Raw genomic sequence first — 20,335 nt, forward strand, 5'->3', positions numbered from 1 at the left:
TTTTATTTCTCACTATCGACCAGACCGCGTACGAAGGCGCGCTGCATGGCTAACACGATGATTACCGGAGGGATGAGCGTCAGCAGCATGGCGGCCATTACCTGGTTCCACTGCGTGGTGCCTTCACCGGTGGCAATCATGCCTTTGATACCCGCCACCGCAGTACCCAAATTGACGTCGGTAATAATTAACAACGGCCACAAATACTGGTTCCAGCCGTAGATAAAGGTAATAACGAACAGCGCCGCCAGATTGGTTTTTGACAGTGGTAGTACGATATCGCGGAAAAAACGCATCGGTGACGCACCGTCAATTCGCGCCGCCTCAACCAGCTCATCCGGCAGGGTCATAAAGAACTGACGGAACAGGAAGGTCGCAGTAGCCGATGCCATCAACGGCAGCGTCAGACCCGCATAGCTGTCGAGCATTTTCAGGTTGGCGATAACCTCCACGGTGGGGAAGATTCGCACCTCAACCGGCAGCATCAGGGTGATAAAAATCATCCAGAAGAACAGGTTGCGCAGCGGAAAGCGGAACCAGACGATGGCAAATGCGGAAAGTATGGAGACGGTGATTTTCCCTACCGTAATACTGAATGCCATGATGAAGCTGTTAAGCATCATCAACCAGAACGGCGCGCTGTTGACGCCCACGCCGTTGACCCAGATATATTTCATGTTCTCCAGCAACTGCGTGCCGGGAACCAGCGTCATCGGCGTTTCAAACACCGCTTTGTTGTCCAGCGTCGCCGCGACAAACGCGACGTACAGCGGAAACAGGATCACCATGATCCCCATAATCAACATGGCATGGCTGAATATTGTCAGCCCACGACGGTTCTCAATCATTGGTAACGCACCTTACTTTCCACATAGCGGAACTGCACCACCGTCAAAATAATGACCAGCAACATCAGCACCACCGATTGCGCGGCCGAGGCGGAGAGATCCAGCCCGACAAAGCCTTCGCGATAGATCTTATAAATCAACGTCGTGGTCGCCTGTACCGGTCCACCCGCCGTGGCGGCATCGATCACCGGGAAGGTATCAAAGAAGGCGTAAACCAGATTCACCACCAGCAGAAAGAAGCTGACCGGGGCTATCAGCGGCAGCGCCAGCTTAAAGAAGCGGCGAACCGGCCCTGCGCCATCAATCGCGGCGGCTTCGATCAGCGACCGCGGGATAGACTGTAGTGCGGCAAAGAAGAACAGGAAGTTGTAACTAATCTGCTTCCAGACCGACGCGAACACCACCAGAAACATTGCCTGACCGCTGTTTTGCGCATGGTTCCAGTCATAGCCAAACTCACCGAGAAAATGGGTAATCAGCCCGCGACCTGGGTTAAACAGGAAGATCCACAATACGGCGGCGACGGCAGGCGCGACGGCATAGGGCAAGAGCATCAGAGTCTGGTAAAAACGACTGCCACGCACCACGTAATTCACCAGCGCCGCAAAAAATAACGACACCAGCAGACCACTTACCGTGACTAACGTACTGAACTTAATGGTGGTCCAGAATGAGTCGAGGTAGTACGGGTCATGAAACAGCGCGACAAAGTTTTCCAGTCCGACAAACTGGCTGGAAAGACCAAACGGATCAACGGATTGTAGCGAATACCACAGCGCTTCACCGGCGGGCCAGATAAAGAAAATAACGGTGATAACCAGCTGCGGAGCCACCAACAAATAGGGAAGCCAACGCGAGCGGAATACCGGACGGGATGAAGACATGTAGGTTCTTTTCCTGGAAGGTGCCGGATGGCGGTGCAAGCACCTTATCCGGCCTACAAACTACGAACTTGTAGGCCTGATAAGCGCAGCGCCATCCGGCACTTATACACTTAAGACTTGGTCGATTGCTCAAAGCGGCGCAGTAACTGATTGCCACGCTCAACGGCGGCATCCAGTGCCTGCTGCGGGGTTTTCTTCCCGGTCCAGACGCTTTCCAGCTCTTCATCCACAATAGTGCGGATCTGCGGCATATTGCCCAGACGCAGTCCTTTGGTGAATGGCAACGGCGGCTTGTTCAGCATCTGGCGGGTGGCGATATCAGCCCCAGGGTTCTTCTCATAGAAGCCCTGTTCACGGGTCAGGTCGTAGGCAGCGGTGGTGATCGGCAGATAGCCGGTCTTCTGGTGCCATTCGGCAGCAATTTCAGGCTTCGCCAGGAAGTTGAGGAACTGCGCCACGCCTTCGTAGGTTGCTTTATCTTTACCCTGCATCACCCACAGGCTGGCCCCACCGATAATCGCATTCTGCGGCGCGCCCTTCACATCGGCATCGTACGGCATCATCCCGACGCCATAATTGAATTTAGCGTAGTGGCGGATGTCGGCCAGCGAACCGGAAGAGGCGGTGGTAATGGCACAATCCCCGTTGTAGAACTTCTCAGTGGATTCGTCCTTACGCCCGAAGTAGCTGAAATCACCTTTTTTGTTCAGCTCTTCCAGCAGAGCGATGTGTTTCACCTGTTCCGGTTTATTGAACTCCAGCACCGCGTCAGTACCGTCAAAGCCATTGTTTTTGGTTGCTACCGGCAGACCGTTCCAGGCGCTGAAGTTTTCAATCTGAATCCATCCCTGCCAGCCGCTGGCGTAACCGCACTTCATGCCTGCGGCTTTCAGCTTCGCGGTGTACTCCGCCAGATCCTGCCAGGTTTTCGGCGGCTGCTCCGGGTCTAAACCGGCTTTTTTGAAGGCATCTTTGTTGTAGTACAGCACCGGAGTGGAGCTGTTAAACGGCTGGGAGAGCAAGTGTCCGCTTTTAGAGTCGGTGTAGTAACCGGAAACGGTCGGTACGAACTGAGACTCATCGAAGTTAATGCCAGCCTCTTTGAATACTTCATAGACCGGTTTAATGGCTTTTGAGGCCATCATGGTTGCCGTGCCCACTTCATAAACCTGCAGCAGCGCAGGCGCGTTTCCGGTACGGAAAGCAGCAATTCCTGCACTCAGGCTCTGCTCATAGTTGCCTTTGTACTGCGGAACAATTTTGTAGTCGGGATTGGCTGCATTAAAACGTTGCGCCAGTGAATCAACTTCTTTACCCAGTTCGCCTTCCATTGAGTGCCAGAACGGGATAGTGGTGACCGCCAGTGCCTGACCTGCAAATGCCAGGCTAAGTGCCAGTCCTAAAGCTGTATGTCGTAACGATATCATCGGTTATCTCTCTTGTTGTGCCGGATGCGCGATATCACGCGTTTTATGCTCGCGGGGGTAACATGACATGCTCGAATGACAGAAAAATAACTTTTTTATTACAAAAAAAAGATAGTAAGGCGACAAACAGATGGCAAGGCGGTGAAAGCGTAGTGACAGGAAAATGCGGGGTGGTGCACAACAAAGCCGGATATCGCTATACCTTCTCCGGCCTTGATGGCGTTATCTGCTGCTCCAGCAAGGAAGATTAATCCCGACGCCAGCGTCGTTCATATTCATTCTGTAAACGCTGCTGCTCTCGCCGCTCACGTTCACGTTGGATATCCGATTTATCATCATCCCAGCCTGGGCATACCGAGCTGGTAAACACTTCGCAGGGCGAGTCGGATTGCGCTAACGGGTTGTCCGGTTTCTCTTCCCAGATAGCGGGATCGCGCGGGTCAAACGCTGGCGGTGTTGAGGCCTGGGTGGTTAGTGAAAGCGTCAAAAACAAACTGCCAATCATCATGCAGGTACCTGAACGAATCATCCTTTCTCCATGTTCATTTTTATTATTGATAACTATTCTCAATAATAACATAGAGCAATAAAAAGGGGCCACAGCAGGCCCCTTGTCTATTCAGAGAATGATTAACCGCCCAGATACGCGCTTCGCACCGCTTCGTTAGCCAGTAGCGCATCACCGGTGTCTTCCAGCACCACATGACCGTTTTCCAGCACGTAGCCGCGATCGGCGAGCTTCAGCGCCTGGTTAGCGTTCTGTTCGACGAGGAAGATGGTCATCCCCTGTTCGCGCAGCTGTTCGATGGTGTTAAAAATCTGCTGGATGATAATCGGCGCCAGACCCAGCGACGGTTCATCAAGCAGCAGCAGCCTCGGCTGGCTCATCAGCGCACGGCCTATCGCCAGCATCTGCTGTTCACCGCCGGACATCGTTCCCGCACGTTGAATACGACGTTCATGCAGACGGGGAAACAGGTCATACACCCATTTGATGCGTTCCTGAAACTGGTCCTTTTCGGCAAAGAAGCCGCCCATCGCCAGGTTCTCTTCCACCGTCATACGGGAAAACACGCGACGCCCTTCCGGCACAATCGCTACCGCTTCGCGCATGATTTTCGCCGTCTGCCAGTCGGTAATGTCTTTACCATCAAAGACGATTCGCCCACTGGTCGCTCGCGGGTCGCCACACAATGTGCCGAGCAGCGTGGTTTTTCCCGCACCGTTGGCACCAATCAGAGTAACGATTTCACCCTGGTTGATATACAAGCTGACGTCGTGCAGCGCCTGTATCTTGCCGTAGTGGGCGTTGACTTTGTCGAACGATAACATCGCTTTATCCATATTAAGCCTCGCCCCCATTATGCTTCACCTAAATAGGCGCGGATAACATCCGGATTATTACGAATCTGTTCCGGCGTCCCATTCGCCAGCGGCGTGCCCTGGTTCACCACGTAAATACGGTCAGAAATCCCCATCACCAGCTTCATGTCGTGCTCAATCAACAAAATGGTGGTGTTGTGATGGTTACGCAGTTCAGCAATCAGCTCGTCCAGCTCTTTGGTCTCTTTCGGGTTGAGTCCAGCAGCGGGTTCGTCGAGCATCAGGATTTCCGGCTGGGTCACCATGCAGCGCGCAATTTCCAGACGGCGCTGATCGCCATAGGCCAGGTTACTGGCCTGACGGTTGGCATGCTCCAGCAAGCCAATACGCGCAAGCCAGGTGGCGGCGCGATCCAACGCTTCACTCTGCGCGCGACGGAACGACGGGGTTTTCAACAGGCCGGAGAAGACGCCGGTTTTCAGTTGCTGATGTTGCGCCACCAGCAGGTTTTCAATCACCGTCATTTCGCGAAACAGACGCACGTGCTGGAAAGTACGTACCACGCCCATACGCGCGATTTGCTGACCCGGCAGCCCTTCCAGGTGCTGGTCGCGCAGCTTAATCGTCCCGCCGGTCGGCTTATAAAAACCGGTCAGACAGTTAAAGACCGTGGTTTTCCCCGCACCGTTCGGGCCGATTAACGAAACGATCTCCTGCGGTCGCAGTTCCAGTTCAACGTTGTTTACCGCCAGCAGACCGCCGAAGCGCATCATCAGGCCGTTAACGGATAATAATGGCTGACTCATGCCTGCTCTCCTTTTGCTTCCCCGTTTTTCAGCTTCAACTGTGGACGGGTCATCGGCAACAAGCCCTGCGGACGCCAGATCATCATCAGTACCATTAAACCACCCAGCATTAACATGCTGTATTCGTTGAAATCACGCATCAGCTCGCGTGACACCACCAGCAGGATGGCCGCGAGGATCACCGCAAACTGTGAGCCCATTCCGCCCAGTACAACAATCGCCAGCACAAAGGCCGACTCGGCAAAGGTGAAGGACTCCGGGCTGACGAAGCCCTGGCGCGCGGCAAACAGCGTACCGGCAAAACCGGCAAACGCGGCGCTGATGGTAAAGGCTGTCAGCTTGATACGCGTAGGGTTTAAGCCCAGAGAACGACAGGCAATTTCATCTTCACGCAGCGCTTCCCACGCGCGACCCAGCGGCATACGCAGCAAACGGTTGATAACAAACAGCGAGAAGACCACCAGCAGCAGCGCCACCAGATAGAGGAAAATGACGCGGTCAGACGGATCGTACTTGACGTTAAAGAAGTTGCTGAAGGTATCCCAGCCGCCTTCACGGGCGGTACGGCTGAACTCCAGACCGAAAAAGGTCGGTTTCGGGATCTGGCTAATACCGTTTGGACCGCCGGTTACTTCGGTGTTGTTGAGCAGCAGAATACGGACGATTTCGCCGAAGCCTAAGGTCACAATCGCCAGATAATCACCACGCAGGCGCAATACCGGGAAGCCGAGCAGGAAGCCTGCTGCAGCGGAAACCAGCCCCGCCAGCGGCAGACAGGTCCAGAAGCCCAGACCGTAATAGTGGTTCAGCAGCGCGAAGGTGTAAGCGCCGATGGCATAGAAGCCGCCGTAGCCCAGCACCAGCAGGCCGGAAAGCCCCACCACCACGTTTAAGCCGAGGCCGAGGATGATATAAATCATCGTCAGCGTGGCGATATCCACCGTACCGCGTGACACCATAAACGGCCACGCCACGGCAATCACCAGCAGCGCCACCAGGAACAGCTTCTGTTTAACGGTGGAGCCGTCAATCGCCGGCAGAATAAATTTCGGTCCGGAGACGCTCTTCAGGCCTTTCTGGAAGGCTGGACGTAGCAGTTGGAAAAGAAAGACCACGCCAGTGCCGATAAACACCCACTGCCAGCGGATATCCGCGGCGGTATCGACTACCAGCCTGGTACCGTCCAGCTCTAACTGAACACCCATAAAGACGCCCGCCAGGACGAAGAACATAGCGGCAGAGAGCAGCGCCATTGCAAAATGCATCGGTTTCATACTTTCTCTACCTCCGGGCGACCCAGAATACCGGTCGGCATCACCAGCAGCACCAGAATCAGCAGCGCGAATGAAACGACGTCTTTGTATTCAGTACTCAGATAAGCAGAGGAGAGCGCTTCCGCAACGCCCAGAATCAGGCCGCCGATCATCGCCCCTGGAATGCTGCCGATGCCGCCCAGTACCGCCGCGGTAAAGGCCTTCATCCCGGCCATAAAGCCGATGTATGGGTTAATTACACCGTAGAACTGACCGAGCAGCACGCCCGCTACCGCCGCCATTGCCGCGCCAATCACAAAGGTCAGCGCAATCACGCGATCGGTATTGATGCCGAGCAGGCTGGCCATCTTCAGGTCTTCTGCACAGGCGCGGCAGGCGCGGCCCATACGGGAGTAACGGATAAACAGCGTCAGCGCCAGCATCGCCAGGAAGGTTACGATCCAGATAACCAACTGCATGGTGGTGATGGAAGCAGAGAAGTTATCGCTACTGCCGACAGTCCACTGGCCATTAAACAGGCTGGGTAGCGCCACGTCGCGCGAACCTTCTGTCAGGCTGACGTAGTTTTGCAGGAAGATGGACATCCCGATAGCGGAAATCAGCGCGATCAGGCGCTTGGAGCTGCGCACGGGCCGATACGCCACGCGTTCAATGCTCCAGCCGTAGGCGCTGGCAATCACAATTGCGCCGACGAAGCCCGCCGCGACCAGTAGCCAGCTGGAATCGATGCCCATCATCATTAGCGCTGCGATGATCATAAAGGAGACATAGCTGCCGATCATATACACCTCGCCGTGGGCGAAGTTGATCATGCCGATAATGCCGTACACCATCGTGTAACCGATGGCGATCAGCGCGTAGGTGCTTCCCAGCGTGACGCCGTTAAACATCTGCTGCAAGAAATAGAGGAACTGCTCGGACATAAGGTAACCTTTTTAAACCCGCCCGTTTTGCACGGGCGGTGGGATAACTCGTCTTCAGGTATTACTTCGCGACGGTCGAAGAACCGTCTGCATGCCACTGGAAGACACCAAACTCAAATCCCTTCAAATCGCCTTTTTCGTCCCATTTCAGCGGCCCAATCACGGTATCAGCCCCGTGTGCTTTCAGATCTTTCACCAGGTCCAACGGCTCTTTGCTACCGCTGCGATCCATTGCTGTCGCCAATGACTGGACGGCTGCATAAGTGATCCACACGTATGGTCCGGTTGGATCTTTCTTGTCAGCTTTGAGCGCATCGACGATAGCCTTATTCGCCGGATCCTGGTCATAGCGTTTTGGCATGGTTACCAGCATGCCTTCAGCAGCATCACCGGCGATGTTAGACAGCGACGCATTGCCGACGCCCTCAGGTCCCATAAACTGGGTTTTCAGCCCGACGGAACGCGCCTGGCGCAGCATTTGCCCCATTTCCGGGTAGTAGCCGCCGTAATAAACAAAGTCGATATTTTCTTTTTTCAGGCGAGCGATCAGCGCAGAAAAATCTTTTTCCCCGGCGGTGATACCGTCAAAGAAAACGATGTTGGCTTTGCCCGCTTTCAGGCTGTCCTGCACCGAACGCGCCAGGCCTTCACCGTATTGCTGTTTATCGTGAATGATGGCGATACGCTGTGGCTTCACCTTCTCCAGAATGTATTTCGCGGCGGTCGGCCCCTGAGAGGAGTCCAGGCCCGCTGTACGCATAATGTGAGCGTAACCGCGCTGGGTCAGTTCCGGGTTTGTGGCACCCGGAGAAATCATCAGAATGCCTTCATCTTCATAGATATCTGATGCGGGCTGCGTGGAAGATGAGCACAGATGACCAATAACGTACTGAATGCCGTCATTGACGATTTTGTTCGCTACCGCAACGGCCTGTTTCGGATCGCAGGCATCGTCATATTCCACAGCGACCAGTTTGTCGCCTTTGACCCCGCCTTTGGCATTGATATCTTTAATGGCCTGACGTGCGCCATTAAATTCCATATCGCCCCACTGCGCGACCGGACCTGACATCGCGCCGACAACAGCGACCTTGATATCTTCCGCCATGACCGCGTGTGACATTGCCAGTGCTATCACCCCTGCGATGATTGTTTTCGCATTCCGTTTCATTACCTGAATCCCCATTCGTGACGTAATTAATATTTTGTATTTATGTGGTTAAAAAGCAGTCTGTGCTTTTTTTGAACTGCACTATTTTTACCAGTCTCATTAATGGTTTAGCGCAGTTTTTTAAGCAAATCAGGCTAAAATCTCTATTTTTCAGTCGATTAAGAAAAGATAATATTCTGCTTTTCACTATAGATAAACAAAAAAAAGCACGTTTGTCAGCATAAAATAACGGTACAAAGAGCCGAATAAAATGCTGCATCCCAGGGTATTATTCTGCCTATTTTTCAATCTCTACGGTTTCAAACTGTCATTACCGTTGTTACAAAATTATTAATCTGGTTATTCACATAAAAAAGAGAAAGCATCCGGGCGAATTATTTCGGTACACTCATTCCATCTTTTGTGATTTGGACATGCTGTTAATGAAGCTGACCATCGTTCGTTTAGATAACTTTAGCGACCAGGACCAGATTGATCTGGGCAAAATCTGGCCGGAATATTCCGCCTCATCGTTAAGCGTAGATGAAACGCACCGGATCTACGCCGCACGCTTTAACGAGCGTCTGTTAGGCGCAGTTCGCGTAACCCTGAGCGGCACGCAAGGTGCATTAGATTCATTGCGCGTACGCGATATCACCCGCCGTCGCGGCGTCGGGCAGTATTTGATCGAAGAAGTCATCCGGGAAAACCCTGATGTGAGTTCATGGTGGATGGCCGACGTCGGCGTTGAAGACCGCAGCGTGATGGCCGCGTTTATGCAAGCGTTAGGGTTTACAGCCCAGGAGAATGGCTGGGAAAAAAGATAAAAAAGCCGGATGGCGCTGACGCTTATCCGGCCTACATGCTGGGAGAAAAAATAAAAAACCACCTCGCAATTTTCCAAGAATTTCACGTTGCAGGAAGGCGGCAAGTTATGAAGTCCCCGGGAGCTTACATAAGTAAGTGACCGGGGTTGAATAACGTAGCCAACGCATCTGCAGCGCGAAAGGCGCCAGGAAAATTATTTGGCGTCGGTCGCCGTCCCGTTTGCATGCCAGTCAAACACGCCGAATTCGAAGCCTTTCAGATCGCCTTTCGCATCCCATGACAGCGGCCCCATGACGGTTTCCACTGAGTTTGCTTTCAGGTATTTGGCAATTTCAGCCGGGTCGTCAGACTGGTTCAGACCGGCCTGCAAGGATTGCAGCGCGGCGTAGGTGGTCCATACGAATGCACCGCTCGGATCTTGTTTCTTGGCTTTGATCGCGTCCACAATCGGTTTGTTCGCCGGAACCTGATCGTAGTTCTTCGGTTTCGTTACCAGTAAGCCTTCTGCAGACTCACCCGCGATGTTAGACAGCGACACGTTCGCTACCCCTTCTGGTCCCATAAACTGGGTTTTCAGACCCGCAGCGCGTGCCTGGCGCAGAATCTGCCCCATTTCCGGGTGGTAACCACCGTAGTAAACGAAATCGATATTCTCTTTCTTCAGACGCGCCACCAGCGTAGAGAAATCTTTCTCGCCAGCGGTGATCCCGTCGAAGAACACCACGTCAGCGTTGGCTTTCTTGAGGTTGTCCTGCACGGAACGCGCCAGGCCTTCACCGTACTGTTGTTTGTCGTGAACGATCGCAATGCGCTTCGGCTTCACTTTTTCAACGATATATTTGGCAGCGGTTGGGCCCTGATCGGAATCCAGACCGGTGGTACGCATCACCAGGTTATAACCGCGCGCGGTCAGCTCCGGCGCCGTTGCCGCTGGGGTGATCATCAGAATGCCTTCGTCTTCATAGATATCTGACGCAGGCTGAGTGGAAGACGAGCATAGGTGGCCGATAACATATTTAATCCCGTCGTTGACCACTTTGTTAGCTACCGCTACCGCTTGTTTCGGGTCACAGGCATCGTCATATTTCACCATGACCAGTTTGTCGCCTTTCACCCCGCCTTTGGCGTTGATATCTGCAATCGCCTGCTCTGCGCCAGTAAATTCCTGATCGCCATACTGCGCTACCGGACCGGACATCGCGCCGACGACGGCAACTTTAATATCCTTAGCAAACGCCATATTGCTCAAAGACAGGGCGATACATCCTGCCAATAACGCTTTACCCTTCATATTCATCCTGACAATCCCCATTATTGTGGTTATTACGTGTGTTGTGATGTTGTTGTTCAGCACTTTATTTCGATTATTGGATAGCCACCCGTGCTTTAGCAGCATACTCTGCTAAAACATACCCGATTTTTATTATTTTGGAATAGCTAAATTTGACATGCAGATAACAACTTGATGACAAAAAGCATAAACGTCAGGAGAGAGGGGGAGAGATAAAAACAAAAAACCCCGGATTTTCATCCAGGGTTTATCAGCATTTCCAGGGCGGCTGGAAGATTACGCTTCGATCGCCGCGCGCAGTTTTTTCATGGCGTTCTTTTCAAGCTGACGAACACGTTCAGCGGAAACGCCGTAGCGATCGGCCAGTTCCTGCAACGTCGACTTGTTGTCTTCGTCCAGCCAACGGGCACGAATGATGTCCTGGCTACGCTCGTCCAGACCTTCCATTGCGTGGGTCAGTTTGTTCGCGGCCTGATCTTCCCAGTTATCTTCTTCAATGCCGTCGGCAAAGTTAGAAGATTTATCCTGCAGATACAGCACCGGGGCCATCGGCTGGCTGTCAGACTCATCGTCTGAAGACATGTCAAACGTCATGTCCTGTGCCGCCATACGGGATTCCATTTCGCGCACGTCTTTGCTGGAAACACCCAGCTCGCGAGCAACCATTTCAACTTCGTCCTGGTTAAACCAGCCCAGACGCTGTTTGGTTTTACGCAGGTTAAAGAACAGCTTACGCTGCGCTTTGGTGGTCGCGACTTTAACGATACGCCAGTTACGCAGAACGTATTCGTGGATCTCAGCTTTGATCCAATGCACGGCGAAGGAAACCAGGCGCACACCCACTTCCGGGTTGAAACGGCGCACGGCTTTCATCAGGCCGATATTACCTTCCTGAATCAGATCCGCCTGCGGCAGGCCATAGCCCGCATAATTACGAGCAACATGAACAACAAAGCGCAGGTGAGACAGGATCAGCGTTTTAGCTGCTTCCAGATCGCCCTGGTAATGCAGCTTTTCAGCCAGTGCCCGCTCCTCGTCAGCCGACAACATCGGCCACGCGTTCGCAGCCCGGATATAAGATTCCAGGTTACCAACAGGGGCTAAAGCTAAATTTTGCATTTCTTTGGTCATTCAAATCCTCTCAATCTTTTCATCTGGCGCATTGGCTAAAAACTAATTAACAAAAACCAGTAGCAACAACCATGCCAGAGCTTATGAGCAACGAGAATATCATTCAATCTTTTATCAGACAGTGATTTTATCCACAAGTTCCATGTCGTAATGTGTATAGATTACGCACAAAATGTGACATCACAATGAATACGCCGGGAAGAGATCACAGGGACTCTTTCCCTGCAGAGCGAACTACTCAGTGCAGGGAAAGATTATACCAGAGATTTTTTAATCGGGGGTAAAGTGGCGTAAATGTTGAACCGTGGCAAGCCAGGCTGCCACCCAGCCAATCATTGAACACACCAGCAGCAATAACAGGCACTCATCGAATGATAAGCCATTGATATCAAACTTAGTTCCAAATACCTGTGCCACCTCAGTCACCGCTGACGACAGACGCATCACCAAAATTTCTGACAAAATCAGTGAAAGAAATGCACCGGAAAAACCGAGCAGTGCACCGCCGTAGAGGAACGGACGCAGGATAAATCCATCCGTCGCGCCAATCAGTTTTTGCACGTTAATGGTATCGCGACGCGCAAAAATACTCAGCCGCACGCTGTTACCGATGACGAGGAAGACCGCCGCCACCATCAGCACGCCGATCATCGCGGAAACGCGTCCGACAAGGCCCGTCAGCGCCGCCAGGCGAGCGAACCAGCTGTCATCCATTCGCACTTCATCAATACCGTTGATTTGTGCGATACGGTCACGCAGCGTGTTCAGCGACTCCGTACCCTGAAAGTCCAATTTCGGGATAACAACCGCCACGGCCGGAAGCGGGTTCTCTTCAAGCATATCCAGCGCGCCGCCAAAGCCAGACCAGTTACGGAATTCGCCCAGCGCGTCGTCACGGGAAAGATAATTCACTTTCTCCACGCCCTGTTCTGCCTGCAACTGACCAACCACCCGCGCCGCCGCATCATCATCCAGCGTTTTTTGCAGATAAACGGTGATCTGCGGAGACGGATAATACTGGCTTGCCGCATGGTTTACGTTCTTATAAACCATGTAGCACACGCTAGGCAGCGTCAGGGAGATGGCAATGACCATCACCGTCAGAAACGTCGCCAGCGGCTTGCTTTTCAGGTCCTGTAACGCGCCCTGAAACGCATAACGTACCTGCTCGTTAAAGACATTGGTTTTACGCGAATTCGGCTTTGGCGCGGCTTTCGCACGCTTTGGCGCGTTGCGACCGCCGTCACCCGACGCACCGCCCGATTTACGAAAGCGATCCAGTCGGCCACCGAACTGTTTGATTTGGTTAATAGCGTCACGTCTATTCATGCGCCAGGCCTCCATGCAGATGTCCATCGCTCAGAACCATTTGGCGATAGGAGCGACGGGAGATCAGGCCAATATCGTGCGTGGCCATTAATACCGTGACCCCGACGCGGTTAAACTCTTCGAACAGGCGAAGGATCCCTTCTGACAGCGCGTCATCCAGGTTCCCCGTTGGTTCATCCGCCAGCAGCACCGCAGGTTTGTTCACCACCGCGCGGGCGATGCCGACGCGTTGTTGTTCACCGCCGGAGAGTTGAATCGGGAAGTTTTTCGCTTTGTCCAACAGCCCGACCTTATCCAGCGCCGCTGACACGCGACGACGAATATCATCCCCGCTGGCGCCCGCGATGATCAGCGGGATTGCCACATTGTCAAACACGGTTCTGTCCATTAACAGGTGGTGATCCTGAAAAATCATGCCAATCTGACGACGCAGAAACGGCACTTCACGGTTTTTCAAACGGCTGATGTCATGCCCGCTAAAGTAGATTTTCCCGGCGCTGGGCCGTTCAATTCCACAAATCAGCTTCAGCAGGGTACTTTTCCCCGCGCCGGAGTGGCCGGTCAGAAACGCCATCTCGCCAGGCTGCATATGGAAGGTCACTCCCTGCAGCGCTTGTCTCCCACCGAGATAGGCCTTGCTGACATGTTCAAAGCGAATCATTGTTAATCCTCTCGGGCAAAAAGTGCCTCTATAAAATCGTCCGCTTTAAACGGACGTAAATCCTCGATACGTTCACCCACACCGATATAGCGGATAGGGATGCCAAACTGATCGGCAACCGAGAAGATAACCCCGCCCTTCGCCGTACCGTCCAGCTTGGTCAGGGTGATACCGGTTAAGCCCACCGCTTCATGGAACAGTTTGGCCTGGCTTATCGCATTCTGCCCGGTGCTGGCGTCGATAGTCAGCATAACTTCATGCGGCGCATCTTCGTCCAGCTTCTTCATGACGCGAACGATTTTTTTCAATTCTTCCATCAGGTGCGATTTATTCTGCAAACGCCCTGCGGTATCAGCGATCAGCACGTCTACGTTACGCGCCTTCGCCGCCTGGATGGCATCAAAGATAACGGACGCGGAATCCGCGCCAGTATGCTGAGCAATCACCGGGATGTTGTTACGCTGACCCCAAACCTGCAGCTGTTCTACCGCCGCCGCACGGAAAGTATCACCTGCCGCCAGCATTACCGATTTACCCTGCTGCTCAAACTGACGCGCAAGCTTACCAATAGTGGTGGTTTTGCCCACGCCGTTGACACCAACCATTAAGATAACAAATGGTGTTTTGCCATCAACGTTCAGCGGTTCGTCAACCTTCGCCAGAATCTCGCCCATCTCTTCTTTCAACAGACCGTACAGCGCTTCCGCATCTTTAAGCTGCTTGCGGCTGGCGCCTTCCGTTAGATTCGCAATGATCTTGCGGGTCGTTTCTACACCCACATCAGCGATCAGCAGCTGCTCTTCCAGCTCTTCAAACAGATCATCGTCGATTTTTTTACCACGGAACAGACTGATAAATCCGGAACCGAGGTTTTCTTTTGTTTTCAGCAGGCTGCGTTTCAGACGCGCAAAGAAACCTTCTTTGGTTGGTTTTTCCTGCTCCTGGACCACCTCTTCTTCTACCGGTTCTTCTACAGCAGGTTCTTCTACCGGCACCACCATAACCGCTTCTTCAGCCGCCTCAACGATTTCCACGGTTTCCGCTTCGGCCTGCCACTCTTCGGCAGTAACTTCTTCGGTTTTCACCTCTTCCGGCAGCGGCAATTCTTCGCGTTCGATAACCACCGCAGCTGGCGTTTCCACTACAGTTTCAGCAACGGATTCAGCAACCGACTCAATCTCCGGCTGCGCTTGTTCGGCGACAGGTTCTTCTTCCTGCTGCAGTTTTTCGATTTCCGCAACCTGTTCAGTTACTTCAACGACTTCAGCTGCAAAGGCTTGCGTTTCAGCCTCGCTACGGGTTTCCTCAACGTGCGGCTGTTCGTCAACGACGGTAGTTTCTTCAGCAACCGGTTGTTGTTCTTCATTTTTTACTTCTGTCTCGTTTTCCGGTGCCTGCTCTTTTTGACCAAAGCCCAGCCAGGAAAAAAAGCCACGTTTTTTCTCTTTCGCCATTTGCGACTACACTCCCCCGCTGTTGCTTCATGGCACAGCGTCAACGCTATGTACATAGCAGCTAAAAAAATGATGAAATAGTCTATCACTTAACTTAACTCACATCACCGCCTGGAATGACATGCTATAGGCGGATTGAGCAATAATAGAAATGAAAAAACCGAATCACTCTGGTAGCGGCCAGATCCGCATTATTGGGGGGCAATGGCGTGGCCGTAAACTCCCGGTTCCGGACAGCCCCGGCTTACGTCCGACCACCGACCGTGTGCGCGAAACATTGTTTAACTGGCTGGCCCCGGTAATGGTCGATGCTCACTGTCTGGACTGCTTCGCCGGCAGCGGCGCGCTGGGGCTGGAAGCCCTCTCTCGCTATGCGGCAAATGCGACGCTTCTGGAGATGGATCGCGCGGTATCTCAGCAGCTACAAAAGAATCTCGCCACGCTAAAAGCCTCCCATGCCCGCGTCGTCAATACCAATACGCTGACATTTTTGGCTCAGGCAGGTACGCCGCATAACGTGGTATTTGTTGACCCGCCGTTTCGCAAAGGATTACTGGAAGAAACATTAACTCTTCTGGAAACTCATGGCTGGCTGGCAAATGAAGCGTATATTTACGTTGAAAGCGAAGTAGAAAACGGCTTACCGCCGGTTCCGGTGAACTGGTCGCTATACCGTGAGAAAGTCGCCGGACAGGTCGCCTATCGCCTGTACCAACGTGAAGCACGAGGAGAGCACGATGCTGATTAACCTGGGACGCCTGCTGATGCTGTGCGTCTGGGCATTTTTACTACTGAATATTTTCCAACCCTTTCCACGCCCGCTTAACATCTTCGTTAACGTCGCACTGATATTTATGGTGCTGATGCATGGCATGCAGCTGGCGCTGCTAAAAAGCACCATGCCTAAAGATGGCCCGCAGATGACCAACGGAGAGAAAATCCGTATTTTTCTGTTCGGCGTCTTTGAGCTACTGGTGTGGCAGAAGAAGATTAAAGATCAGTTGAAGAAGTAGCTGTGATCTTTTCGCCCGGCGGCATGTTGCGGGCCGGGGCGAAAAATCTGTAGGCCGGATAAGGCGTAAGCCGCCATCCGGCATCAGTCAGATGACACCTTAGCGTTCAAGCGTAAAATCAACAAATCGCGAACCTTTGTAACTCAGCGTGCCTTTATCCCCGACCGTTAACGCGTGGTACTGCTGCGCATCAAGACGAAACGTCTGCTCCATCCCCCCATTTTGTGGCTTAAAGCTGGCTTCATAGCGCATGCTGGTACCTGCCGGGCTCACTTCCTGCTGGCGGGATCGCCGATCGTTAAGCGGTTTTTCCCGTTTGTTACTTACCACCACCTGCTTTTGCATCAGCGGTGCCGTATCATTATCGGCTTTTTCTCGCCGCTGCTGAACAAAGCGAAACGACGCAGCGATAACGATTAAGACAATGATAACAATGAAAAAAAGTGGTGGCTTGCTCATATTATTAACCCATCAGAAAATGCGGAAATAAGCATACATCGCCTGTTATGGTGTTGTCATCTGGCTGTGTCGACCTCTACACTGGACAGTAGAGCCGTGAGCACCCCGCTTACGAAAAAATAACGAATTCAAGGAACTAAGATGCTTTGGTCGTTTATCGCTGTCTGTCTTTCCGCATGGTTGTTCGTGGATGCTTCCTATCGTGGACCTGCCTGGCAACGCTGGGTCTTTAAGCCCCTGACGTTACTCCTGCTGGCACTGCTGGCCTGGCAGGCGCCAATGTTTAACGCTATCAGCTATCTGGTGCTGGCTGGCCTGCTTGCCTCGCTGCTGGGCGATGCGCTGACGCTGTTACCGCGCCAACGCCTGCTGTACGCCGTGGGAGCATTCTTCCTGTCGCATCTGCTGTATACCATTTACTTCGCCAGCCAAATGACGCTGTCGTTCTTCTGGCCTTTGCCGTTGGTGCTGGTAGTGCTGGGGGCGTTGCTGATCGCCGTGATCTGGACGCGTCTGGAAGAGCTGCGTGTCGCTATCTGCACCTTCATCGGCATCACGCTGATGATGGTCTGGATGGCCGGTGAGCTGTGGTTCTTTCGACCGACCGCCCCGGCGCTGTCGGCATTTATGGGCGCATCCCTCCTGTTCATCGGCAACATTGTCTGGCTGGGTAGCCATTACCGTCGCCGCTTCCGGGCCGATAACGCCATTGCCGCCGCCTGCTACTTCGCCGGGCATTTCCTGATTGTTCGTTCGTTGTATCTTTAAAACGCTTGACTCTGGAGTCGACTCCAGAGTGTATCCTCCGGTTAATACGAAATGATTATCAACCGGAGGATGCCATGTCGACACCCGATACCCGTGGCAAAAAAGTCCCACAATTCTCTTCTTTCAAGCCAGCGCCTGCGCCACAAAAGGTGGATGACTGCTGCTGCGAAGGAAGCTGCTCCACAACACCAACCGTATCCGATACCGTAATAGGTACCCGCTATTCCTGGAAAGTGGCGGGCATGGACTGTGCAGCTTGCGCCCGCAAAGTAGAGAATGCGGTCCGCCAGGTCAGCGGCGTCAACCAGGTCCAGGTTCTGTTCGCCACTGAAAAACTGGTGGTCGATGCCGGTTCCGATATCCGCCAGCAAGTTGAAAACGCGGTGCAAAAAGCAGGCTATACCCTGCGCGATGAGCACGCGACGGAAGCCGCCCCCGAGTCACGTTTTAAAGAAAACCTGCCGCTGATTTCGCTGATTATCATGATGGCGATTAGCTGGGGGCTGGAGCAGTTCAATCACCCCTTCGGTCAGATAGCGTTTATCGCCACCACGCTGGTCGGCCTGTATCCCATTGCCCGTCAGGCCCTGCGTCTGATGAAAACCGGCAGCTACTTTGCCATTGAAACGTTGATGAGCGTCGCCGCCATTGGCGCACTGTTTATCGGCGCGACGGCGGAAGCCGCTATGGTGCTGCTGCTGTTTTTAATTGGCGAGCGTCTGGAAGGTTGGGCCGCCAGCCGCGCCCGTAAAGGTGTCAGCGCACTGATGGCGCTCAAACCGGAAACCGCCACACGCCTGCGTAACGGCGAGCGCGAAGAGGTGGCTATCAATACCCTCCGCCCTGGCGATGTTATTGAAGTTGCCGCGGGTGGGCGTTTACCTGCCGATGGCAAACTGGTCTCCGGCTTTGCCAGCTTTGATGAGAGCGCCCTGACCGGCGAATCGATCCCGGTTGAACGCGCCACCGGCGAGAAAGTCCCGGCGGGTGCCACCAGCGTGGATCGTCTGGTAACGCTGGAAGTGCTCTCAGAACCGGGTGCCAGCGCCATTGACCGTATTCTGAAGCTGATTGAAGAAGCGGAAGAACGCCGCGCTCCCATTGAGCGCTTTATTGACCGTTTCAGCCGGATTTACACTCCAGCCATTATGGCGGTTGCGCTGCTGGTCACCCTCGTACCGCCACTGCTGTTTGCCGCATCCTGGCAGGAGTGGATTTATAAAGGGTTGACGCTGCTGCTGATTGGCTGCCCTTGTGCATTGGTGATTTCAACGCCCGCAGCCATTACCTCTGGTCTGGCCGCCGCGGCGCGTCGTGGGGCGTTAATCAAAGGCGGGGCCGCGCTGGAACAGTTAGGTAGAGTCACGCAGGTGGCGTTTGATAAAACCGGCACCCTGACCATCGGTAAACCACGCGTCACGGCGATTCATCCGGCAAGCGGTATTGGTGAGGCTGAACTGCTGGCACTGGCGGCAGCGGTAGAGCAAGGCGCGACGCACCCGCTGGCACAAGCAATTGTTCGGGAAGCGCAAACGCGCGAACTGACTATTCCTGTCGCAAAAGAGCAACGGGCGCTGGTTGGCTCTGGAATTGAAGCGCTGGTCGACGGCGAGCGCGTGCTAATTTGCGCCGCAGGCAAACAGCCTGCCGACGCCTTTGCCGGACAGATTAGCGAGCTGGAAAGCGCGGGCCAAACGGTGGTGCTGGTGCTACGTAACGATGCCGTTCTCGGCGTGCTGGCCCTACAGGACACGCTGCGCGATGACGCTCGCAGCGCCATCAGCGAGCTTAATCAGATTGGCGTGAAAGGCGTGATCCTGACCGGCGATAACCCGCGTGCGGCGGCCGCCATTGCCGGTGAACTGGGCCTCGAATTCAAAGCGGGACTCTTGCCGGAAGATAAGGTGCAGGCCGTTACCCATCTTAACCAACAGTCGCCGCTGGCGATGGTGGGCGACGGCATCAACGACGCCCCGGCAATGAAAGCGGCTACCATCGGCATTGCGATGGGAAGCGGGACCGACGTCGCGCTGGAAACCGCCGATGCAGCCCTGACCCACAACCGCCTGCGTGGTCTGGTGCAAATGATTCAGCTGGCGCGGGCTACCCATGCCAATATTCGCCAGAACATTGCGATTGCGCTGGGTCTGAAAGGGATTTTCCTCGTCACCACGCTGCTCGGGATAACCGGATTGTGGCTGGCGGTGCTGGCGGATACGGGGGCAACGGTACTGGTGACCGCTAACGCGCTGCGGTTGTTGCGTAAAGGGTAGTGCCTGTTTCTCGCCTGATGGCGCTTCGCTTATCAGGCCTACAGGTTACTCAGTCTTTATAGGCCGGAGAAGCGTTAGCGCCATCCGGCATAACAAGATTACTGCCCTTTGCGCACCAGATAGCGGTACGGCAGCGAGTCGGTCTCTTTGGCCACCAGCTCATGTTCCATAAAGGTACAGAAGCCAGGAATATCGCGGGTTGTTGCCGGATCGTCGGCGACAATCAGCAGCGTTTCACCGGCCTGCATGCCGCGTACGGTTTTACGCACCATCATTACCGGTTCCGGGCAGCGCAGCCCCTGGGCATCAAGAGTATGGTCGGGGGAAGTAAACAGGTCGCTCATCGTCGTCTCATTCATACAAAAACGGCGTTATTTTACGCTCTGTTGTGGCGTAAGCCAATCAGGTTAACGATTGCGTGAAAAACAACCATTGCAATGTGCTCTTAAAGCAGTATCATGCGACGGTTTTTTATTGGGTTCCCTCACCCCAT

Annotated in this window: 21 protein-coding genes and 1 pseudogene; 6 read left to right on the plus strand and 16 right to left on the minus strand. The window is 53.7% G+C overall.

Annotation, left to right across the window (positions count from 1 at the left end):
- Nucleotides 1-2: 2 nt before the first annotated feature.
- From ugpE to livK, 9 genes are all read right to left on the minus strand, one after another.
- Entirely contained in the window at nucleotides 3-848 is an 846-nt protein-coding gene (gene ugpE / locus OGX89_RS13205; protein ID WP_126956407.1) for a sn-glycerol-3-phosphate ABC transporter permease UgpE, read from the minus strand.
- Complete coding sequence (ugpA, locus tag OGX89_RS13210; RefSeq protein WP_126956409.1) at nucleotides 845-1,732, minus strand: sn-glycerol-3-phosphate ABC transporter permease UgpA; 888 nt, start codon at nucleotides 1,730-1,732, stop codon at nucleotides 845-847. Before ugpA ends, ugpE begins: the two co-directional genes overlap by 4 nt.
- 110 nt (nucleotides 1,733-1,842) lie before the next feature.
- Nucleotides 1,843-3,159, minus strand: coding sequence for a sn-glycerol-3-phosphate ABC transporter substrate-binding protein UgpB (ugpB, locus tag OGX89_RS13215; protein WP_003827583.1), 1,317 nt, complete (start codon nucleotides 3,157-3,159; stop codon nucleotides 1,843-1,845).
- A 247-nt stretch (nucleotides 3,160-3,406) separates the two neighbouring features.
- A complete protein-coding gene (locus tag OGX89_RS13220; RefSeq protein WP_003827582.1) occupies nucleotides 3,407-3,688 on the minus strand; it encodes a hypothetical protein in 282 nt (93 codons plus the stop codon).
- Between the two features lie 101 nt (nucleotides 3,689-3,789).
- Nucleotides 3,790-4,503 (minus strand): high-affinity branched-chain amino acid ABC transporter ATP-binding protein LivF, encoded by a 714-nt coding sequence (livF, locus tag OGX89_RS13225; protein WP_003827581.1) that lies wholly within the window; start codon nucleotides 4,501-4,503, stop codon nucleotides 3,790-3,792.
- A gap of 17 nt (nucleotides 4,504-4,520) precedes the next feature.
- Entirely contained in the window at nucleotides 4,521-5,288 is a 768-nt protein-coding gene (gene livG / locus OGX89_RS13230; protein WP_003827578.1) for a high-affinity branched-chain amino acid ABC transporter ATP-binding protein LivG, read from the minus strand.
- Nucleotides 5,285-6,562 carry a branched chain amino acid ABC transporter permease LivM gene (gene livM / locus OGX89_RS13235; protein WP_003827577.1) on the minus strand — a complete coding sequence of 426 codons (1,278 nt, stop codon included), beginning with the start codon at nucleotides 6,560-6,562 and terminating at the stop codon, nucleotides 5,285-5,287. The genes livG and livM overlap by 4 nt, the downstream gene beginning before the upstream one ends.
- Complete coding sequence (gene livH, locus OGX89_RS13240; protein ID WP_003827575.1) at nucleotides 6,559-7,485, minus strand: high-affinity branched-chain amino acid ABC transporter permease LivH; 927 nt, start codon at nucleotides 7,483-7,485, stop codon at nucleotides 6,559-6,561. The genes livM and livH overlap by 4 nt, the downstream gene beginning before the upstream one ends.
- Before the next feature lie 61 nt (nucleotides 7,486-7,546).
- Nucleotides 7,547-8,656 carry a high-affinity branched-chain amino acid ABC transporter substrate-binding protein LivK gene (gene livK / locus OGX89_RS13245; protein ID WP_003023433.1) on the minus strand — a complete coding sequence of 370 codons (1,110 nt, stop codon included), beginning with the start codon at nucleotides 8,654-8,656 and terminating at the stop codon, nucleotides 7,547-7,549.
- Between the two features lie 422 nt (nucleotides 8,657-9,078).
- On the opposite strand from livK, the gene panM reads away from it, so the two are divergent.
- On the plus strand, nucleotides 9,079-9,462 hold the full coding sequence (panM, locus tag OGX89_RS13250; RefSeq protein ID WP_003827573.1) for an aspartate 1-decarboxylase autocleavage activator PanM: 384 nt from the start codon (nucleotides 9,079-9,081) through the stop codon (nucleotides 9,460-9,462).
- Nucleotides 9,447-9,573, plus strand: a pseudogene (locus OGX89_RS13255) (hypothetical protein). Before panM ends, OGX89_RS13255 begins: the two are co-directional and overlap by 16 nt.
- Nucleotides 9,574-9,656: 83 nt before the next feature.
- Here the strand turns inward: OGX89_RS13255 and livJ are convergent.
- The 5 genes from livJ to ftsY all read right to left on the minus strand — a co-directional run bounded on the left by livJ (nucleotide 9,657) and on the right by ftsY (nucleotide 15,329).
- On the minus strand, nucleotides 9,657-10,760 hold the full coding sequence (gene livJ / locus OGX89_RS13260) for a branched chain amino acid ABC transporter substrate-binding protein LivJ (protein ID WP_139153507.1): 1,104 nt from the start codon (nucleotides 10,758-10,760) through the stop codon (nucleotides 9,657-9,659).
- A 270-nt stretch (nucleotides 10,761-11,030) separates the two neighbouring features.
- On the minus strand, nucleotides 11,031-11,885 hold the full coding sequence (gene rpoH, locus OGX89_RS13265; protein ID WP_003023425.1) for an RNA polymerase sigma factor RpoH: 855 nt from the start codon (nucleotides 11,883-11,885) through the stop codon (nucleotides 11,031-11,033).
- A 270-nt stretch (nucleotides 11,886-12,155) separates the two neighbouring features.
- Complete coding sequence (ftsX, locus tag OGX89_RS13270; RefSeq protein WP_003827568.1) at nucleotides 12,156-13,214, minus strand: permease-like cell division protein FtsX; 1,059 nt, start codon at nucleotides 13,212-13,214, stop codon at nucleotides 12,156-12,158.
- A complete protein-coding gene (gene ftsE, locus OGX89_RS13275; protein ID WP_003023420.1) occupies nucleotides 13,207-13,875 on the minus strand; it encodes a cell division ATP-binding protein FtsE in 669 nt (222 codons plus the stop codon). The genes ftsX and ftsE overlap by 8 nt, the downstream gene beginning before the upstream one ends.
- A gap of 2 nt (nucleotides 13,876-13,877) precedes the next feature.
- Nucleotides 13,878-15,329, minus strand: a complete 1,452-nt coding sequence (gene ftsY, locus OGX89_RS13280; protein ID WP_126956413.1) for a signal recognition particle-docking protein FtsY — start codon at nucleotides 15,327-15,329, stop codon at nucleotides 13,878-13,880.
- 151 nt (nucleotides 15,330-15,480) lie between these two features.
- Between ftsY and rsmD the strand changes: the two genes are divergently transcribed.
- Both rsmD and OGX89_RS13290 read left to right on the plus strand, forming a co-directional pair.
- Nucleotides 15,481-16,077: a 16S rRNA (guanine(966)-N(2))-methyltransferase gene (rsmD, locus tag OGX89_RS13285; RefSeq protein ID WP_003827565.1), complete on the plus strand. Its 597-nt coding sequence runs from the start codon at nucleotides 15,481-15,483 to the stop codon at nucleotides 16,075-16,077.
- Nucleotides 16,067-16,342 (plus strand): DUF1145 family protein, encoded by a 276-nt coding sequence (locus OGX89_RS13290; protein ID WP_003023415.1) that lies wholly within the window; start codon nucleotides 16,067-16,069, stop codon nucleotides 16,340-16,342. Before rsmD ends, OGX89_RS13290 begins: the two co-directional genes overlap by 11 nt.
- 99 nt (nucleotides 16,343-16,441) lie before the next feature.
- On the opposite strand, the gene OGX89_RS13295 is transcribed toward OGX89_RS13290, so the two are convergent.
- Complete coding sequence (locus tag OGX89_RS13295; protein WP_003827560.1) at nucleotides 16,442-16,801, minus strand: DUF2500 domain-containing protein; 360 nt, start codon at nucleotides 16,799-16,801, stop codon at nucleotides 16,442-16,444.
- 141 nt (nucleotides 16,802-16,942) lie between these two features.
- Here OGX89_RS13295 and OGX89_RS13300 point away from each other — a divergent pair, with 141 nt between their 5' ends.
- Together OGX89_RS13300 and zntA are read left to right on the plus strand one after the other, a co-directional pair.
- Nucleotides 16,943-17,569: a lysoplasmalogenase gene (locus OGX89_RS13300; RefSeq protein WP_003827558.1), complete on the plus strand. Its 627-nt coding sequence runs from the start codon at nucleotides 16,943-16,945 to the stop codon at nucleotides 17,567-17,569.
- Nucleotides 17,570-17,643: 74 nt separating this feature from the next.
- Complete coding sequence (gene zntA, locus OGX89_RS13305) at nucleotides 17,644-19,842, plus strand: Zn(II)/Cd(II)/Pb(II) translocating P-type ATPase ZntA (RefSeq protein ID WP_003827555.1); 2,199 nt, start codon at nucleotides 17,644-17,646, stop codon at nucleotides 19,840-19,842.
- A 98-nt stretch (nucleotides 19,843-19,940) separates the two neighbouring features.
- Here the strand turns inward: zntA and tusA are convergent, their stop codons facing one another.
- On the minus strand, nucleotides 19,941-20,186 hold the full coding sequence (tusA, locus tag OGX89_RS13310) for a sulfurtransferase TusA (RefSeq protein ID WP_003827551.1): 246 nt from the start codon (nucleotides 20,184-20,186) through the stop codon (nucleotides 19,941-19,943).
- Nucleotides 20,187-20,335: the final 149 nt, after the last annotated feature.

Origin of the sequence: Citrobacter sp. Cpo103 (assembly GCF_030332605.1) — a bacterium.
GTDB lineage: Bacteria > Pseudomonadota > Gammaproteobacteria > Enterobacterales > Enterobacteriaceae > Citrobacter > Citrobacter portucalensis.

What these genes read in the sequence shown, in the direction of transcription:
- OGX89_RS13290 (WP_003023415.1), top strand. Translation starts at nt 16,067, where the DNA reads ATGCTGATTAACCTGGGACGCCTGCTGATGCTGTGCGTCTGGGCATTT.
- livK (WP_003023433.1), bottom strand. Translation starts at nt 8,656, where the DNA reads ATGAAACGGAATGCGAAAACAATCATCGCAGGGGTGATAGCACTGGCA.
- ftsE (WP_003023420.1), bottom strand. Translation starts at nt 13,875, where the DNA reads ATGATTCGCTTTGAACATGTCAGCAAGGCCTATCTCGGTGGGAGACAA.
- ftsY (WP_126956413.1), bottom strand. Translation starts at nt 15,329, where the DNA reads ATGGCGAAAGAGAAAAAACGTGGCTTTTTTTCCTGGCTGGGCTTTGGT.
- OGX89_RS13220 (WP_003827582.1), bottom strand. Translation starts at nt 3,688, where the DNA reads ATGATTCGTTCAGGTACCTGCATGATGATTGGCAGTTTGTTTTTGACG.
- OGX89_RS13300 (WP_003827558.1), top strand. Translation starts at nt 16,943, where the DNA reads ATGCTTTGGTCGTTTATCGCTGTCTGTCTTTCCGCATGGTTGTTCGTG.
- livG (WP_003827578.1), bottom strand. Translation starts at nt 5,288, where the DNA reads ATGAGTCAGCCATTATTATCCGTTAACGGCCTGATGATGCGCTTCGGC.
- livJ (WP_139153507.1), bottom strand. Translation starts at nt 10,760, where the DNA reads ATGAATATGAAGGGTAAAGCGTTATTGGCAGGATGTATCGCCCTGTCT.
- ftsX (WP_003827568.1), bottom strand. Translation starts at nt 13,214, where the DNA reads ATGAATAGACGTGACGCTATTAACCAAATCAAACAGTTCGGTGGCCGA.
- OGX89_RS13295 (WP_003827560.1), bottom strand. Translation starts at nt 16,801, where the DNA reads ATGAGCAAGCCACCACTTTTTTTCATTGTTATCATTGTCTTAATCGTT.
- rpoH (WP_003023425.1), bottom strand. Translation starts at nt 11,885, where the DNA reads ATGACCAAAGAAATGCAAAATTTAGCTTTAGCCCCTGTTGGTAACCTG.
- livH (WP_003827575.1), bottom strand. Translation starts at nt 7,485, where the DNA reads ATGTCCGAGCAGTTCCTCTATTTCTTGCAGCAGATGTTTAACGGCGTC.
- tusA (WP_003827551.1), bottom strand. Translation starts at nt 20,186, where the DNA reads ATGAGCGACCTGTTTACTTCCCCCGACCATACTCTTGATGCCCAGGGG.
- zntA (WP_003827555.1), top strand. Translation starts at nt 17,644, where the DNA reads ATGTCGACACCCGATACCCGTGGCAAAAAAGTCCCACAATTCTCTTCT.
- ugpA (WP_126956409.1), bottom strand. Translation starts at nt 1,732, where the DNA reads ATGTCTTCATCCCGTCCGGTATTCCGCTCGCGTTGGCTTCCCTATTTG.
- rsmD (WP_003827565.1), top strand. Translation starts at nt 15,481, where the DNA reads ATGAAAAAACCGAATCACTCTGGTAGCGGCCAGATCCGCATTATTGGG.
- ugpB (WP_003827583.1), bottom strand. Translation starts at nt 3,159, where the DNA reads ATGATATCGTTACGACATACAGCTTTAGGACTGGCACTTAGCCTGGCA.
- livM (WP_003827577.1), bottom strand. Translation starts at nt 6,562, where the DNA reads ATGAAACCGATGCATTTTGCAATGGCGCTGCTCTCTGCCGCTATGTTC.
- panM (WP_003827573.1), top strand. Translation starts at nt 9,079, where the DNA reads ATGAAGCTGACCATCGTTCGTTTAGATAACTTTAGCGACCAGGACCAG.
- livF (WP_003827581.1), bottom strand. Translation starts at nt 4,503, where the DNA reads ATGGATAAAGCGATGTTATCGTTCGACAAAGTCAACGCCCACTACGGC.
- ugpE (WP_126956407.1), bottom strand. Translation starts at nt 848, where the DNA reads ATGATTGAGAACCGTCGTGGGCTGACAATATTCAGCCATGCCATGTTG.